The sequence below is a fragment of the Yersinia kristensenii genome (genome assembly GCF_900460525.1).
GTDB lineage: Bacteria > Pseudomonadota > Gammaproteobacteria > Enterobacterales > Enterobacteriaceae > Yersinia > Yersinia kristensenii.
In genome coordinates, this window is the sequence record NZ_UHIY01000001.1 from 2,531,588 (window position 1) to 2,547,337 (window position 15,750).

Consider the following 15,750-nt stretch of genomic DNA (forward strand, 5'->3'; position numbering starts at 1 on the left):
CATGGATGAAGCCAAACGTCGTCTGCGATTATCTAATCCGTGGCACTTGTTGGCGACGGGTTTTGGCAGCGGATTATCGCCGTGGGTTCCGGGCACCATGGGGTCTATTGCTGCCATTCCTTTCTGGCTGTTATTGATTCAGTTACCCTGGCAACTCTATTCTCTGGCCGTGATGTTTAGCATCTGCATTGGTGTTTATATCTGTCACCGTACCGCCAAAGATATGCAAGTTCATGACCACGGCAGTATCGTTTGGGATGAATTTGTTGGGATGTGGATTACTTTGATGGCATTGCCGGTCAATGATTGGCAATGGGTCGCCGCTGGTTTTGTCGCATTTCGTATTTTTGATATCTGGAAGCCTTGGCCGATTCGCTGGTTTGATCGCAACGTTCATGGCGGCATGGGCATCATGGTGGATGATATTATTGCCGGTGTGGTTGCTGCCGCGATTATTTTTGTCATCGGGCACTACTGGCCAATCGATTTGTTCTACTGATACCCGTCATCTTTCAAATTGCAGGTGTGTTGGCTGCGTTCTCTCACCCGAATCACTGACTTATGTCAGCTCATCGGGATACGCTTACTTGCCGCCTTCCTGCACCTTGAAATCTATAGGGTATATGTGTGGTCATCTTTCAAATTGCAGGTGTGTTGGCTGCGTTCTCTCACCCGAATCACTGACTTATGTCAGCTCATCGGGATACGCTTACTTGCCGCCTTCCTGCACCTTGAAATCTATAGGGTATATGTGTGGTCATCTTTCAAATTGCAGGTGTGTTGGCTGCGTTCTCTTACCCGAATCACTGACTTATGTCAGCTCATCGGGATACGCTTACTTGCCGCCTTCCTGCACCTTGAAATCTATAGGGTATATGTGTGGTCATTTTTAAAATTGCAGTTAAAAGCCGAACCAAGGGAAACACTCCGTTCGGGTCGTAGCGGGCCCGTAGGAGTGGTCGCCCTTGGCTCACGGTGTTATCTGTCTGAGTTACTCCAACCAGGCTTCAATCTGGCGCTGAATTCCGCCAGCATCCAGACCAAATTCAGCACGCATTTCATCTTGTTCACCTTGTGGAACAAAGTGGTCTGGCAAACCGAGATTCAACACTGGTACTAACTGACGTTTTGCCATCAGCAATTCATTCACACCGCTGCCTGCTCCGCCCATAATGGCATTTTCTTCTACAGTAACCAGTACCTCGTGGCTGGCTGCCAGCTCCAGTACCAACTCTTCATCCAATGGCTTAACGAAACGCATATCTACCAATGTGGCATTAAGATTGTCGGCTACAATTTGCGCCTGTGCCAGCAATGTTCCAAAGCACAGGATGGCAATTTTTTTACCTTCGCGACGTACGATCCCTTTACCCATTGGCATTATTTCTAATGGCTCTAGTGTTACGCCGGTGCCATTGCCTCGTGGGTAACGTACTGCCGCAGGCCCATGGTGGTGATAACCGGTGTGTAGCATTTGACGACACTCGTTTTCATCACTTGGAGTCATGATGACCATGTTAGGGATACAACGCATGAATGATAAATCAAATGCGCCCTGATGGGTTTGACCATCAGCCCCTACTAAACCACCGCGGTCAATGGCGAATAATACCGGCAGATTCTGGATAGCAACATCGTGGATCAACTGATCATAAGCCCGTTGCAGGAAAGTCGAGTAGATAGCCACGACCGGCTTGTAGCCACCAATAGCTAAACCAGCAGCAAAAGTCACGGCGTGTTGTTCAGCTATCGCGACATCGAAATACTGTTGCGGATATTCACGCGAGAAGCGCACCATCCCCGAACCTTCACGCATTGCAGGTGTTACTGCCATTAACTGACTGTCTTTAGCGGCGGTTTCACATAACCATTCGCCGAAGATTTTAGAGTAAGTGGGCAAGTTACCCTGACTTTTCGGCAAGGTGCCAGCGGCCGGATCAAATTTAGGTACAGCGTGCCAGCCAATGGGATCTTTTTCCGCTGGCGCGTAGCCTTTGCCCTTCTTGGTCATGATATGCAACAGCTGTGGGCCTTTTAGGCTGCGCATGTTTTTCAATGTTTGTGTCAACGCCTGCACATCGTGACCATCAACCGGGCCGATATAATTAAAGCCCAACTCTTCAAATAAGGTGCTGGGTACTACCATGCCTTTCAAGTGTTCTTCGGTGCGTTTCAGCAAGTCTTTAATTGGCGGTAAACCCGAAAATGCTTTTTTCCCGCCTTCTCGTAGGCTGGCGTAGAGTTTGCCAGATAATAACTGGGCTAAATGGTTGTTCAGGCCGCCTACGTTTTCTGAAATGGACATTTCGTTATCATTAAGGATAACCAGCATGTCTGAATGAATATCCCCGGCATGATTCATCGCTTCGAAAGCCATACCCGCAGTAATGGCACCGTCGCCAATCACACACACAGTACGCCGGTCTTTACCTTCACGTTCGGCAGCAACCGCCATGCCTAAGCCAGCACTGATGGAGGTTGAGGAGTGACCCACCGAAAGCACGTCATATTCACTTTCGCCGCGCCATGGGAAAGGATGTAAACCATCTTTCTGGCGAATGGTACCTATCTGCTCGCGGCGACCGGTTAATATTTTATGCGGATAAGCCTGATGACCAACGTCCCACACCAGACTATCAAACGGCGTATTGTAGACGTAATGCAACGCGACAGTGAGCTCCACCACGCCTAATCCAGAAGCAAAATGCCCACTGGATCGGCTGACAGAGGCAAGCAAATACTGCCGCAATTCATCACATAACTTCGGCAGACTTTCTTTCGGCAACATGCGCAGTTCTTCAGGATTTTCCGCAAGTGCCAATGTCGGGTATTTGGCTATATCAATACTCATTCGATGCTCATATCAAAAGTTTAAGTAGGCATTCACGGACTGCCAGTATAGTTCTAATTATCACGCTCAATAATAAAACAGGCTAACGCCTGTAGTGGCGCTATGTTATAGGATTGCTCCGACAGCGCATTCAGGGCGCTAACGGCTTCCTGATAAAGGTCCATGGCTTTGGCTTTAGCGCAATCTAGCCCCAGAAGTGCCGGATAAGTGCTTTTTCCGTGTTGCTGATCTGACCCTTGGCGCTTACCAATTGTAGCGGTATCGCCGATAACATCTAAAATATCGTCCTGTACCTGAAAGGCCAGGCCGATAGCATTGGCATAACGGTCAAGTAATGGCAAAACTTCGCGGCCAGGGGTACCCGCTGCCAGCGCGCCGAGACGAACGGCGGCACGAATTAATGCGCCGGTTTTATGGCGGTGGATACGTTCCAGCTCATCAAGTGTTATTTGGCGCGCTTCGGCTTCGAGATCTAACGCCTGACCGCCACACATGCCAGCAACACCGCTGGCATAGGCTAATTCGGCAATCATCGACAGCCGGTCTTTATCTGCAACTTCGGGCATTGGAGCTTCTGCCAGGATAGAAAACGCCAGTGTTTGCAATGCATCACCGGCCAAAATCGCATTGGCTTCACCAAACTTCACATGGCAAGTGGGTTGCCCACGGCGCAAATCATCGTCATCCATCGCCGGTAAATCATCATGAATTAATGAATAAGCATGGACACATTCAATTGCCGCCGCAGGGGCATCCAAACTGGTCAGCGACAGGCCGAACATTTGGCCGGTGGCGTAAACCAAATAAGGGCGCAGCCGCTTACCACCCAGCACGGCACCATAGCGCATCGCCTCAACCAAATCACTGTTGCCAAAGGGAAGTGGCGCAATGTAATCCAATAGAGCTTGGTTGATTCGCTGCTGGTGCGCGGCAAGCTGCTGATTGAAGTCCACTGAGGAGTGAGTGTTAGACATAAGGCTACTCGGTATCTGGAGTGAAAGGGGTTAATGGCGCATCAACATCGTCGCTCAACAGAACTTGCACGCGTTGCTCAGCTTGCAGCAAGGTTTGTTGCCCAATACGTGCTAACTGCACCCCGCGCTCAAACTCATTTAACGCCTCTTCCAGCGGAAGCTCGCCGGACTCCAGGCGAGTAACAATTTGTTCCAGTTCACTGAGCGATGTCTCAAAACTGGCGGCTTTGGTTTCAGGTGATGCGGCTTTTTTCGGCATAGTTTTTATTCGACTCGGTATTTTTATGAAACGTAACCTTGATGGCGCGTAACGTCTCCCTGCTTACAGAGAGCAACTCTTCAGGTCAACTTCAGGTCAAAAGTTTATTACCGGCTATTCTAGCGGATAATGAAGGGGAAATCGTGACGTTTAAGTCCGGTTTTTAGTACGCAGCAGCGCATCATATAGTGATATACTCCTCGGCTTGCATGTTTTCGCTAACACTTTTGACTGTTGCTCTCACTAGCAACGCCATCACTCCATAACCAGACAACTAAAGACCGCCATGAAGTTTATCATTAAATTGTTCCCAGAAATCACCATCAAGAGTCAATCTGTGCGATTGCGCTTCATTAAGATCCTCACAACCAATATCCGCAATGTATTGAAAAACCTTGAGGACGATACCCTCGCGGTAGTCCGTCACTGGGATCATATTGAAATCCGTACTAAAGATGACAATCTTGGCCCACAGATTTGTGATGCTCTGACCCGTGTCCCAGGGATCCACCATATTCTCGAAGTGGAAGATCGCAGCTACACTGATATGCACAATATTTTCGAGCAAACGCTGGAAGCTTATCGTGAAACTCTGATCGGGAAAACATTCTGTGTTCGGGTGAAACGCCGTGGTAAACATGAGTTTTCATCGGGTGATGTTGAGCGATATGTTGGCGGCGGTCTGAATCAACATATTGAAAGTGCAAAAGTTAAACTGACTCATCCTCAGGTAACGGTTCATTTAGAAGTTGATCAGGACAAACTGACACTGATCAAGGCGCGTCATGAAGGATTGGGTGGTTTCCCGATTGGGACGCAGGAAGATGTTTTATCTCTGATTTCAGGCGGTTTTGACTCGGGTGTCTCCAGCTATATGCTGATGCGCCGTGGTTGCCGCGTGCATTATTGCTTCTTCAACCTTGGTGGCTCAGCCCATGAAATTGGGGTGAAGCAAGTCGCTCATTATCTGTGGAACCGTTTTGGTAGCTCCCATCGGGTGCGTTTTGTTGCTATTGATTTTGAGCCAGTGGTGGGCGAAATTCTCGAGAAAGTCGAAGATGGCCAGATGGGCGTGGTGTTAAAACGCATGATGGTGCGCGCGGCGTCTCAGGTTGCAGAACGTTACGGCGTGCAGGCGTTAGTCACCGGTGAAGCCCTAGGGCAGGTCTCCAGCCAGACACTGACCAATTTGCGTTTAATTGATAATGCCTCTGACACCTTGATTTTACGGCCACTTATTTCTCATGATAAAGAGCACATCATCAATCTGGCGCGTGAAATCGGCACCGAAGATTTTGCTAAAACCATGCCAGAATATTGCGGTGTGATTTCAAAAAGCCCGACGGTGAAAGCGGTCAAAGCCAAAATTGAAGAAGAGGAATCTCACTTTGATTTCTCCATTTTGGACCGAGTAGTCAATGAAGCTAAAAACGTCGATATCCGTGAAATTGCTGAACAAAGCCGTGAGCAGGTGGTTGAAGTTGAAACCGTCGCCGAGCTGGCGGATACCGATGTGTTGCTGGATATTCGTGCGCCCGATGAGCAAGATGAAAAGCCGCTGAAGTTAGACGGGATTGAAGTCCGGGCGCTGCCGTTCTATAAACTGAGTTCTCAGTTTGCCGATTTGGATCAGAGCAAAAGCTATCTGTTGTACTGCGATCGCGGTGTGATGAGCCGTTTACAGGCGCTTTATCTACGCGAGCAGGGCTATACCAATGTGAAAGTGTACCGCCCCTAAAGGTGATAAATTGACGGCTACTGCGCTTTGCCACTCTGGGCTTGCGCAGTGCTCGCCGCCGTCACGTACTGCGTGTACGCTCCGTTGCAGGATGTTAACGGCTACTGCGGCTTCAAGTCCGAAGGGTATAGTTATAAATCCCTGGCGGTAGTACCAACTGCCAGGCAATTTCTTCTGCTTTTTCCCGCCCGAGCAACAAGAAAACGATCTTTAGCGCAAAATCGATGGACGTTCCAGGCCCTTGGCTAGTCACCAAATTTACCCGCCGATCATAGACCACCCGCTGATCCATCCACTTTGTTGGGGCGATTTTATCTTTCAATGCCGGGAAACCGGTCATATTCCCAACCGGGAATAAGTTATGATGTTCAAGGACTAAGGCGGGTGCGGCGCAAATGGCGGCGACCAAACGGCCTTCTTTATGTGTTTGTTCTACAGTGGCGACTAACAATGGGCTGTCACGAAAGCATTCCGCTCCCTTAATCCCGCCGGGCAGCACCACCACATCAAACTTTTGATCTGCGACATCCACCAGGCGAGTATCAGCCAGTAACCGGACGCCGCGTGAACACACAATTTCCAGTGCGCCGTCACTAGCAACACTGGCGGTCGTGACGTTAATGCCCGCACGCACCAGAATATCAATTGTTGTGACAGCCTCGGTTTCTTCACTACCAGGAGCCAGGCAAACCAGCGCCGATACGCTCATACTCGTTTTCCTTACGTTTAATTAAGTCATACAACCGGGCATTTTCCGGCAAGGTCATGCCGTGACTGCGCGCGCGCCTCAGTAAATAGCCGGTGATGTAGTCTATTTCGGTGTGCCGCTGGCAGCGTAAATCCTGTAATAGTGATGAGATGTTATTAGCGGTACTTTGGATAACATCATTTACATAACTTAACAGGCTGCTGGTTGAAGTATGGTAGCCCTCCATCTCCATCACACTGGCGACCTCAGCACATAACCTTTCAATTAGCTCTGGGTAGCGCTGTAAATCACCATTGCGGCAGTTATATAGGCCGGTAAGCGGATTAATCACGCAGTTTACCGCCAGTTTTTGCCAACATGCCGCAGAAATATCGTCATGCCAGGCTACGTCCGGCAAGGCCTGATGCAAAATGTCGGCTAACTGGCTGATGTCGGTCGCAATGGGGGACATTGGGCCTATATGAGTAATACCGCTGGCGACATGGACGATGGTGTTGCCATCCCGGCGCGCAGCATGAGTGGTAACACCATGGAGAAACAGATGGTCATCCCGTGGTAATTCCTCCTGCGTGCCCATCCCATTGTGTAACAGTAAAATCTTACATTCGGGGTTAAGCTTAGGCAGTAGGGCGGTGATTGCACTGGACACTTGCCATGCCTTTAAGCAAACCAATAATAATTCACTTTTTGACAAATGCTCTGGATCATTAGTGGGGAGATTCTGATTGAATGCTTCGCCACCTAACAATATGACATTAACTGAACAGTAGGGCTGTGGCACGCGAAGCCAGCCTTGTACATCGTGGCCTTGCTGATATAGCGCTGATAACCACAACTGCCCGAGAGCTCCGCAACCAAGCACAGTAATTTTCATTGAGGCCTCCTTGGTGTGGGCGGAAATACACTGTTTTTTTCTCAGTATTATGCTTTGATTATAGACTTTTTGGTCATAAAACGCAGAGTTAGCTGCGCATTGGTTTTGCTAAAAATCACCGGTGAGTAAATCAATTGTCTGCACTTGGCTTTGTCTGTTGGGATAAAGCGGTTATTATGCTTACCATTCATCTTATCAGGAGGAGGGAATATGCCATCTTTCGACATCGTATCTGAAATTGATATGCAAGAAGTGCGTAACGCAGTGGAAAACGCCACCCGTGATCTGGCAAACCGTTGGGATTTCCGTAATGTTCCCGCGAGTTTTGAGTTAAATGAAAAGAATGAAAGTATCAAAGTGGCCAGTGAATCTGATTTCCAGGTTGAGCAGTTGCTGGATATTTTGCGCGCTCAATTGACCAAACGCGGCATTGAAGGGGCGGCATTAGAAATCCCGGAAGAGATGGACCGTAGTGGCAAAACCTACAGTGTGGATGCCAAATTAAAGCAAGGGATTGAAAGTGCTCAGGCCAAGAAGCTGGTTAAGCTGATTAAAGACAGCAAGCTGAAAGTTCAGGCACAGATTCAGGGCGAACAAGTTCGGGTTACCGGTAAAGCTCGTGATGATTTGCAGGGTGTGATGGCATTGATTCGTGGTGCAGACCTGGGCCAACCATTCCAGTTCAATAACTTCCGCGACTGATTCATAGCTAAAGCAGGTACAAAGGTATTCATCACTTTTGCACCTGCTGTAGTTTATATCACTCAGCCTGGCTATATTGCGTTAACTAATTCTTCTAGCTGATTACGATTGGTTTTTTTTGTATCTATTTTGACGTAAGCACTGCGCTCGGCTCTCACCACGACGGCTTCCGTGACACCGGGTTGTGCTCTGATTCGCTCTTCTAAAGCTGAATCTTTTACCGCCAATTCTGACAAGGTAATACGCAGACTACTGACATAAGGTGGCTCTTGCATGGTGGCACTGACGCCAAACCACACCAGCGCAATAACTGCACCACCCGCAAACACCATACTTGCCCCTTCCATACCAAATATCCAGCCACCTAAACTGCCGCCGATAGCTACACCAATAAACTGGCTGGTGGAGTAAATTCCCATTGCAGTGCCTTTATAGCCTGCTGGCGATTCTTTACTGATCAATGAGGGCAATATGGCTTCCATCACATTGAAAGCAATAAAGAATAGTTGCACGCCAGCAATGATGATCCACAGCTGTTGCCCGGCAGACCACAGCACCACTTCGGCGGCAAACAGCACTGCGACACAGCCCATAAAGACCTGTTTCATGCGGCGTTTGACTTCAGCATAAATAATGAACGGCACGACTGCGGCGAAGGAGACCAACATGGTCACCAGATAGACAATCCAGTGTTGGGCTGGCGCTAAGCCCGCACTGGTCATAATCTGTGGCAAAGCCACAAAGCTCGACATCAATAAGATGTGCAAACACATAATGCCAAAGTTGAGTTTGAGTAGCCGGCTATTGTTGAGCACTTTGCTCACACTGCCCTTGACGATACTGGACTCGCGATTAAGCACATGGCTATCGGCATCTGGCACCACAGCTAAGGTAATAACAATACCTAATAGCGCCAGGATGGCTATCCCCCAGAACAGGGCTTGCAAGCCAAGGGCATGAGTGACAATTGGGCCGAGCACCATGGCGATTGCAAAAGTGACGCCAAAGCTGACACCAATAAATGCCATCGCTTTAGTGCGATTTTGCTCACGAGTTAAATCAGACAGTAGCGCCATGACGGCAGCGGCGATAGCTCCAGAGCCTTGCAGTGCGCGGCCCAGAATGATGCCCCAGATAGAATCACTCAGTGCGGCAATCACACTTCCCAGTGCAAATATCAGTAGGCCACCAACAATCAGCGGCTTACGGCCAATACGATCAGAAACCAACCCGAATGGGATCTGGAAAATGGCCTGGGACAGTCCATAGATACCAATAGCGATACCAATCAGTGCTTCGCTGGCACCGGAAAGCGCCATGCCATAAGTGGTGAGAACCGGCAAAACCATAAACATGCCGAGCATGCGCAAAGAGAATACCGTACCCAGCCCCCAAGTAGCCCGAAGCTCCAGCGGGGTCATTTTATTGTCGTTCATTACCACCTCAAAAAAACATTCTTTCCCATTGTAATGATGTTGGGCACAGCCAGTAAATCTATTGATGTTTAGAATGTATTACAGGCGAGTTTTTAGCTAACAGCAGGGGAGGGGAGAGAAATAAAAAATGGCTGTAGGTCACAGCCATTTTCAGAGCAACAGGATTGAAATTACCCGACGTAAGTCAGTAATCCAGCCGAGGCAGGGACATTGAAATCAACCGACATCATGACGCTCAATGACGTAATCGCAATGATAGAGAAGACAAATAGTTTCCTCGCCCATACGATGTCATTGGTCGCCTTGTAACCGCGTAATGCCATACCCAACCACCAGACACTCACCGCAGCAGCTACAACCAAATATTTGTAACCGGCATAGCCACTTAAGGTCAGCATCAAGGTGGCGACCATAAATGCCAAAATATAAAGAGTAATATGGTTTTTGGTGACCGATATTCCTTTTATCACCGGCAGAACCGGAATGTTGGCAGCTTGATAATCCTTAAAGCGGAAAATCGCGATGGCGTAGGAATGTGGCATTTGCCACAGGCTGAAAATAAGCAACAGGATCAAGGCACCCATATCAAACTGCCCGGTGACGGCACAGTAACCAATCACCGGTGGGGCGGCACCTGACAAGCTGCCAATCAATGTGCCGTAGACGGATTTGCGCTTCATATAGAGGCTATAAACCCCGACATAAATCACGAAACCAATCACAGCCAGCCACATGGCTAACGGGTTAGCGGCGACATAGAGCAGCAGCATGCCAGCAATACCCAGTACCGAAGCATAAATCAGGCTCACTTTCGGATCGATAAGCCCTTTTACCAGGACACGATTCTTCGTTCTCTCCATGATGCGGTCGATATCACGGTCGATATAGTTGTTAAAAACGCACCCGGAGGCAACAACTAACGAGACACCGAACAGGGTGGCGAGAAAAAGGGGGTAATCAATCACGCCTTTGGAAGCGAGGAGAAATCCCCCAACGACAGAAATTAAATTGCCGAAAATAATTCCTGGTTTAGTTACTTGCAGGTATTGCTTAATCATCACATGCAGCTCTTCAGTCAACCATCATATTGATGTTGAGGTTGTACATAATCCAGAGTGAGCCCACAACAACGATGGCGATAATCATAGCGGTGAACAGGAAAGCCACCAGATTCCAACGTTCCTCGGACGATCCATTCATATGTAGGAAGTACACCAGGTGCACGATAATCTGCACTACGGCTAAGCCGACCACTGTGGCCAGAATAGTCGTATGGGAGGCGGTACCGCTCATCACCATAGCGAATGGAATAACAGTCAGAATGACCGACAGAATGAAACCAATAATATATGACTTCAAACTACCGTGACTGGCTCCACCGTGAGTCGTTGTTGAATGACTAGATGTTGGATGGCTCATCACATAGCTCCTAACAGATAGACAACGGTGAATACGCAGATCCAGACCACATCCAGGAAGTGCCAGAACAAGCTCAGGCACATCAGGCGGGTACGGTTCGTTTCATTCAGGCCGCGTTTTGCTACTTGGATCATCATAATGATGATCCAAACCAAGCCAGCGGTAACGTGAATACCGTGGGTGGCAACCAGCGCGAAGAAGCTAGACAGGAACGCGCTGCGATCCGGGCCGTAGCCTTCAGCAATCAGGTGATGGAATTCATAGATTTCCATTGCCACAAAGCCCAGACCGAACAGGAAGGTCAGACCTAACCAGGTGTTAACCTGGTTTTTGTGGCCTTTGTTCATGCCCAGCATAGCGATGCCGTAAGTAATACTACTGAACAGCAACAGGAAGGTTTCAACCAGAACAAAGTTCAAGTCGAAGATATCCCGGCCTGAAGGACCGCCAGCGGTCCCGTTTACCAGCACTGCATAAGTTGCGAACAGTGTCGCAAACAAAATACAGTCGCTCATCAGGTAGATCCAGAAGCCGAAGACTTTCGTCGCCCCTGCATCGTGATGCCCGTGCTCTGCATGGGCGACGTTGTGGTTAGTCAGAGTTTCAGTTGACATGATTCACGCCTGCTTTGCTGATTTGTTCATGATGAAGATCTTCAATGCGCTCCACTTCTGCAACCGGCACATAGTAATCAACATCCTCGTCGAAGCTTTTCACAATCCAGGTCACAATCATGCCGACGAAGCCAACGATGGCCAGCCACCAGATGTACCAGATCATGGCAAAGCCAAAGATCAAGCTGAAGCCAGCAATAATCACACCTGCACCGGTATTCTTCGGCATGTGGATTTCTTCGTATTTCGCTGGGCGTTTGTATGCTTCGCCTTTCTCTTTCATATCCCAGAACTCGTCACGATCTGTCACTTCAGGAACAACTGCGAAGTTATAGAACGGCGGTGGGGAAGAGGTAGACCACTCCAGCGTACGGCCACCCCATGGGTCACCAGTTAGATCGCGATTTTGTTCGCGGTCACGGATACTGACGAACACTTGGATAACTTGGCACAAAATACCGCAAGCAATCAGCACTGCACCGCCTGCTGCCACCATTAACATCGGGTGGAATTCTGGGTTGATGTCCTGGCTCAAACGACGGGTCATACCCATAAAGCCCAGCACATACAGTGGCATGAAGGCAACGAAGAAGCCGATAATCCAGAACCAGAATGCACGGATGCCCCATTTTTCATTCAGCGTAAAGCCGAATGACTTAGGCCACCAGTAAGTCAGGCCAGCGAAGCAACCGAATACCACACCACCGATAATCACGTTATGGAAGTGGGCAATCAGGAACAAGCTGTTATGCAGTACAAAGTTTGCGCCCGGTACCGCCAACAGAACGCCGGTCATCCCACCAATAGAGAAGGTGATGATGAAGCCAACAGTCCATAGCATTGCAGAGTTAAACTGAATACGACCTTGGTACATGGTGAACAGCCAGTTGAATATTTTCACCCCGGTCGGGATAGAAATAATCATCGTGGCGATACCGAAGAAGGCGTTAACGTTGGCACCAGACCCCATGGTGAAGAAGTGGTGCAGCCAAACAATAAACGACAGTACGGTAATCGCGATGGTTGCCCACACTAAAGAGGTGTAACCAAACAGACGTTTTTTGGAGAAGGTCGCAGTAACTTCGGAGAATACCCCGAATACCGGCAGAACCAAAATGTACACTTCCGGATGGCCCCAGGCCCAAATCAGGTTGATGTACATCATCATGTTGCCACCCATATCATTGGTAAAGAAATGGGTGCCGAGGTAGCGGTCCAGAGTCAGTAACGCGACAGTCACAGTCAGGATCGGGAAAGAAACGATAATCAAAATGTTGGTGCAAAGTGCCGCCCATGTGAAGACAGGCATCTTCATCATCGACATGCCAGGCGCACGCATTTTCAAAATAGTGGCGAAGAAGTTAACACCGGTCAGCAAAGTCCCTAAACCAGAAATCTGTAGACTCCAGATCCAGTAATCGACCCCGACACCTGGGTTGTACTCTTTACCTGACAGTGGCGGATAGGCCAACCAACCGGTTTGCGCGAATTCACCGACCCCCAGAGAGATGTTGATTAACACCACCCCGACCACAAAGAACCAGAAACTCAGGGAGTTCAGGAACGGGAATGCGACGTCACGAGCACCGATTTGTAGCGGTACCACCACGTTCATCAGGCCGACCACGAAAGGCATCGCCATGAAGAAAATCATGATAACGCCGTGAGCGGTGAAAATCTGATCATAGTGATGAGGCGGTAGGAACCCGGCCTCACCGGCGGAAGCCAGTGCTTGCTGGCTACGCATCATGATGGCGTCGGCAAAACCACGCAATAGCATGACCATGGCGACCAGAATGTACATGATACCGATTTTTTTATGGTCAACCGAAGTCAGCCATTCGCTCCATAACCATTTCCACTTGCCGAAATAGGTCAGGAGGGCAACAAGAGCCGCTCCACCCAGAACAATTGCAGCAACGGTAACCATAATGATTGGTTCGTGTAGCGGAACCGCATCAAGTGTTAATTTTCCCAACATCGTTTTATTCCTCGGCTCCGGCGTGAGCGGCGTGTTCGCCCATATCCATGCCCTGGCTCATATCCATACCTTTATGGGTATCATCGCCTTTCTTGTGCATGTTCATATCGCCCATAAATTTGCCAATAATTCCTTTAAACAGCTCCGGTTTAACACTGGAGAAATACTCAACCGGGTTATTTTCACTCGGTTCAGCCAGTTTATTGAAATCGTCAGTGGTATTCAGGGTGTTCGGCGATTTTTTCACCTGTGCGACCCACTGGTTGAAGTCTTCTTGCGTCGGTGTTGCGATCGCAGTGAATTTCATACCAGAGAAGCCTTTGCCACTGAAGCTACTGGAAATACCATTGTATTTACCGGCTTCGTTAGCAATCAGATGCAATTTGGTTTGCATCCCAGCCATTGCATAAATCTGCCCGCCTAACTGAGGAATAAAGAACGAGTTCATTACTGAGTTGGAGGTGATTTTAAAGTTCACCGGAACATCAGTAGGGAAAGCCAGTTCATTTACTGTAGCGATACCTTGTTCTGGGTAGATAAACAACCATTTCCAGTCAAGAGAAACTACTTCAATGGTGATCGGTTCTTTACCGGCCACTTCGATAGGTTTGAACGGGTCAAGTTCGTGGGAGGTTTTCCAGGTTATCGTTGCCAAAATAGCAATGATAATGATTGGAACAGCCCAAACAACAAGCTCAATTTTGTTGGAATGGGACCAGTTTGGGGTGTAGGTCGCACTTTTGTTGGACGCGCGGTACTTCCATGCAAAAGCAAACGCCATAAAGATAACCGGGACTACGACGATCAACATTAAACCGATAGCAGTGAGTATCAGTGTTTTTTGCTCGACTCCGATTGCGCCTTTGGGATTCATCAATACCATATCGCAACCACTGAGCATTACTGTGGCTGCTAATAAAGACAACATACCCATATTTTTAATGTATTTCTTAAGTCTCATCTAACGACCTCAATTACAAAAGGGCTCTATTGTCGTTTCATGTGTGCGGGCATTTTACGGGAAGGTTGCAGGACTGTAAACATGCTTAATATTGTGTCAGCGGCTTGTTGACACTTTATGTTAAGGGGGTCACAGATGTTACCTTGCGTGACAATTTACTAATAGCAACAATATGTTGGCGCAAACAGATTGGTGTAAAACTGCGGATGTTAAGGAAAAATAACGGTTATTACGCTTTTATTTACGGGAAATACTGATTTTTATTTATTGCGCAGGCTTATTTTATGTAAATAATATGTGATGGTGCGGTAAATTAAAAACTATTCCGGGACGCTAAAATAGTCGTCCCGGGATCATTTAGTTAGAAATTATATTTAATGGAATAAACGATACCATCTTGTAAAAAATCTTCGCCTAATTTGTTATAAGCATAACGGTACTGAATACCCGTGGTGAATTGTTTAATGGGTGTCCACCACAGCGCAATGGCTCCGTTCACCCCATTACGGCCACCGTTACCTGCGGCGTAGCGCTCAGCCCGGTTGAACTCCAGTTCATTCCAGTTGGTAATGCTGAAGTTTTCATCGAATGCAGTAAAGTCATAACCTGCAACCCAACCGACGACATAACCGTTATTGCCTGAGTAATAGGTCTGATCAACATAGTGCAGTGCAACGAAAGGTTTCAACCATACGTCAGCAACTGTGGCGTTATAGCCGATGCCGTATAAGGTATTCACTTCATGGAAGTTACTATAATTGTTGCCTTCAGCACTTGGCAGTGAGTAAGTACCATAAATGTGGCCATAAAGGTTGAAGCCAGAATCGCCCAAATAGTAGCGGCCAGTTGTTTTGAAAGTGTAGCGCTGGTTATCACCCGGTTGTGCTGTTTTTGAATTGAATGGGTTTTCTAAATCAAAGAAGCCGTAGACCTCGCCCCAGCTATAACCTGCACCACCTTCCAACTCAATATATGCGAAGTCATCTTTATGCGAAGAATTACCTGATTTATGCGTGGTACTGCGCGTCCAGTCCAGGTAGTTCATGCTGATATTAGCAAATCCCCATTGGTATTCAGCTTGCACAGCCGGAGCCAAGGTGATCGCAGCTAGCGCTGCAGCACCGATAAGAATTTTACGCATAAATGCCTCTGTGTGGTTGAAAGATGTCAGGAAAAATAAAAGGACACAATCCCTAACAAAAAGTGCGCTCATCATAGTCTCAGAGCACGAA

At 48.2% G+C, this 15,750-nt stretch carries 15 protein-coding genes; 3 read left to right on the plus strand and 12 right to left on the minus strand.

Annotation, left to right across the window (positions count from 1 at the left end):
- Position 1: 1 nt before the first annotated feature.
- Positions 2–499 (plus strand): phosphatidylglycerophosphatase A, encoded by a 498-nt coding sequence (gene pgpA, locus DX162_RS11500; protein WP_004393187.1) that lies wholly within the window; start codon positions 2–4, stop codon positions 497–499.
- Between the two features lie 492 nt (positions 500–991).
- Here the strand turns inward: pgpA and dxs are convergent, their stop codons facing one another.
- Genes dxs through xseB form a run of 3 tightly spaced genes read right to left on the minus strand, consistent with a single transcriptional unit; the run spans position 992 to position 4,084 of the window.
- Complete coding sequence (gene dxs / locus DX162_RS11505) at positions 992–2,851, minus strand: 1-deoxy-D-xylulose-5-phosphate synthase (RefSeq protein WP_004393514.1); 1,860 nt, start codon at positions 2,849–2,851, stop codon at positions 992–994.
- Between the two features lie 53 nt (positions 2,852–2,904).
- Positions 2,905–3,825 carry a (2E,6E)-farnesyl diphosphate synthase gene (gene ispA, locus DX162_RS11510; protein WP_032821257.1) on the minus strand — a complete coding sequence of 307 codons (921 nt, stop codon included), beginning with the start codon at positions 3,823–3,825 and terminating at the stop codon, positions 2,905–2,907.
- Positions 3,826–3,829: 4 nt separating this feature from the next.
- Positions 3,830–4,084 (minus strand): exodeoxyribonuclease VII small subunit, encoded by a 255-nt coding sequence (gene xseB / locus DX162_RS11515; RefSeq protein ID WP_004393512.1) that lies wholly within the window; start codon positions 4,082–4,084, stop codon positions 3,830–3,832.
- 286 nt (positions 4,085–4,370) lie between these two features.
- Between xseB and thiI the strand changes: the two genes are divergently transcribed.
- On the plus strand, positions 4,371–5,822 hold the full coding sequence (thiI, locus tag DX162_RS11520) for a tRNA uracil 4-sulfurtransferase ThiI (RefSeq protein WP_004393510.1): 1,452 nt from the start codon (positions 4,371–4,373) through the stop codon (positions 5,820–5,822).
- Positions 5,823–5,934: 112 nt separating this feature from the next.
- On the opposite strand, the gene yajL is transcribed toward thiI, so the two are convergent.
- Positions 5,935–6,531, minus strand: coding sequence for a protein deglycase YajL (gene yajL, locus DX162_RS11525; protein WP_032821256.1), 597 nt, complete (start codon positions 6,529–6,531; stop codon positions 5,935–5,937).
- Positions 6,494–7,405 (minus strand): 2-dehydropantoate 2-reductase, encoded by a 912-nt coding sequence (gene panE / locus DX162_RS11530; protein ID WP_032821255.1) that lies wholly within the window; start codon positions 7,403–7,405, stop codon positions 6,494–6,496. Before panE ends, yajL begins: the two co-directional genes overlap by 38 nt.
- Before the next feature lie 210 nt (positions 7,406–7,615).
- Here panE and DX162_RS11540 point away from each other — a divergent pair, with 210 nt between their 5' ends.
- Positions 7,616–8,107, plus strand: a complete 492-nt coding sequence (locus tag DX162_RS11540; protein WP_004393506.1) for a YajQ family cyclic di-GMP-binding protein — start codon at positions 7,616–7,618, stop codon at positions 8,105–8,107.
- A gap of 71 nt (positions 8,108–8,178) precedes the next feature.
- Here DX162_RS11540 and DX162_RS11545 read toward each other — a convergent pair whose 3' ends face one another.
- The 7 genes from DX162_RS11545 to DX162_RS11575 form a co-directional block, all read right to left on the minus strand.
- A complete protein-coding gene (locus DX162_RS11545; RefSeq protein ID WP_172460433.1) occupies positions 8,179–9,543 on the minus strand; it encodes an MFS transporter in 1,365 nt (454 codons plus the stop codon).
- 170 nt (positions 9,544–9,713) lie between these two features.
- Positions 9,714–10,601, minus strand: coding sequence for a heme o synthase (gene cyoE / locus DX162_RS11550; protein WP_004393504.1), 888 nt, complete (start codon positions 10,599–10,601; stop codon positions 9,714–9,716).
- Between the two features lie 13 nt (positions 10,602–10,614).
- Complete coding sequence (locus DX162_RS11555; RefSeq protein ID WP_005163527.1) at positions 10,615–10,962, minus strand: cytochrome o ubiquinol oxidase subunit IV; 348 nt, start codon at positions 10,960–10,962, stop codon at positions 10,615–10,617.
- Positions 10,962–11,576: a cytochrome o ubiquinol oxidase subunit III gene (locus tag DX162_RS11560; RefSeq protein WP_005163525.1), complete on the minus strand. Its 615-nt coding sequence runs from the start codon at positions 11,574–11,576 to the stop codon at positions 10,962–10,964. Before DX162_RS11560 ends, DX162_RS11555 begins: the two co-directional genes overlap by 1 nt.
- Positions 11,566–13,557, minus strand: a complete 1,992-nt coding sequence (gene cyoB, locus DX162_RS11565) for a cytochrome o ubiquinol oxidase subunit I (protein WP_004393501.1) — start codon at positions 13,555–13,557, stop codon at positions 11,566–11,568. Before cyoB ends, DX162_RS11560 begins: the two co-directional genes overlap by 11 nt.
- 4 nt (positions 13,558–13,561) lie before the next feature.
- Positions 13,562–14,518: a cytochrome o ubiquinol oxidase subunit II gene (gene cyoA / locus DX162_RS11570; protein WP_032821254.1), complete on the minus strand. Its 957-nt coding sequence runs from the start codon at positions 14,516–14,518 to the stop codon at positions 13,562–13,564.
- A gap of 361 nt (positions 14,519–14,879) precedes the next feature.
- On the minus strand, positions 14,880–15,659 hold the full coding sequence (locus tag DX162_RS11575) for a nucleoside-specific channel-forming Tsx family protein (protein ID WP_004393499.1): 780 nt from the start codon (positions 15,657–15,659) through the stop codon (positions 14,880–14,882).
- Positions 15,660–15,750 lie beyond the last annotated feature (91 nt).

Excerpts from the sequence above, each read along its gene's own strand:
- panE (WP_032821255.1), bottom strand. The coding sequence starts at position 7,405 with ATGAAAATTACTGTGCTTGGTTGCGGAGCTCTCGGGCAGTTGTGGTTA.
- yajL (WP_032821256.1), bottom strand. The coding sequence starts at position 6,531 with ATGAGCGTATCGGCGCTGGTTTGCCTGGCTCCTGGTAGTGAAGAAACC.
- DX162_RS11540 (WP_004393506.1), top strand. The coding sequence starts at position 7,616 with ATGCCATCTTTCGACATCGTATCTGAAATTGATATGCAAGAAGTGCGT.
- xseB (WP_004393512.1), bottom strand. The coding sequence starts at position 4,084 with ATGCCGAAAAAAGCCGCATCACCTGAAACCAAAGCCGCCAGTTTTGAG.
- cyoA (WP_032821254.1), bottom strand. The coding sequence starts at position 14,518 with ATGAGACTTAAGAAATACATTAAAAATATGGGTATGTTGTCTTTATTA.
- thiI (WP_004393510.1), top strand. The coding sequence starts at position 4,371 with ATGAAGTTTATCATTAAATTGTTCCCAGAAATCACCATCAAGAGTCAA.
- DX162_RS11545 (WP_172460433.1), bottom strand. The coding sequence starts at position 9,543 with ATGAACGACAATAAAATGACCCCGCTGGAGCTTCGGGCTACTTGGGGG.
- cyoE (WP_004393504.1), bottom strand. The coding sequence starts at position 10,601 with ATGATTAAGCAATACCTGCAAGTAACTAAACCAGGAATTATTTTCGGC.
- pgpA (WP_004393187.1), top strand. The coding sequence starts at position 2 with ATGGATGAAGCCAAACGTCGTCTGCGATTATCTAATCCGTGGCACTTG.
- DX162_RS11555 (WP_005163527.1), bottom strand. The coding sequence starts at position 10,962 with ATGAGCCATCCAACATCTAGTCATTCAACAACGACTCACGGTGGAGCC.
- ispA (WP_032821257.1), bottom strand. The coding sequence starts at position 3,825 with ATGTCTAACACTCACTCCTCAGTGGACTTCAATCAGCAGCTTGCCGCG.
- dxs (WP_004393514.1), bottom strand. The coding sequence starts at position 2,851 with ATGAGTATTGATATAGCCAAATACCCGACATTGGCACTTGCGGAAAAT.
- DX162_RS11575 (WP_004393499.1), bottom strand. The coding sequence starts at position 15,659 with ATGCGTAAAATTCTTATCGGTGCTGCAGCGCTAGCTGCGATCACCTTG.
- DX162_RS11560 (WP_005163525.1), bottom strand. The coding sequence starts at position 11,576 with ATGTCAACTGAAACTCTGACTAACCACAACGTCGCCCATGCAGAGCAC.
- cyoB (WP_004393501.1), bottom strand. The coding sequence starts at position 13,557 with ATGTTGGGAAAATTAACACTTGATGCGGTTCCGCTACACGAACCAATC.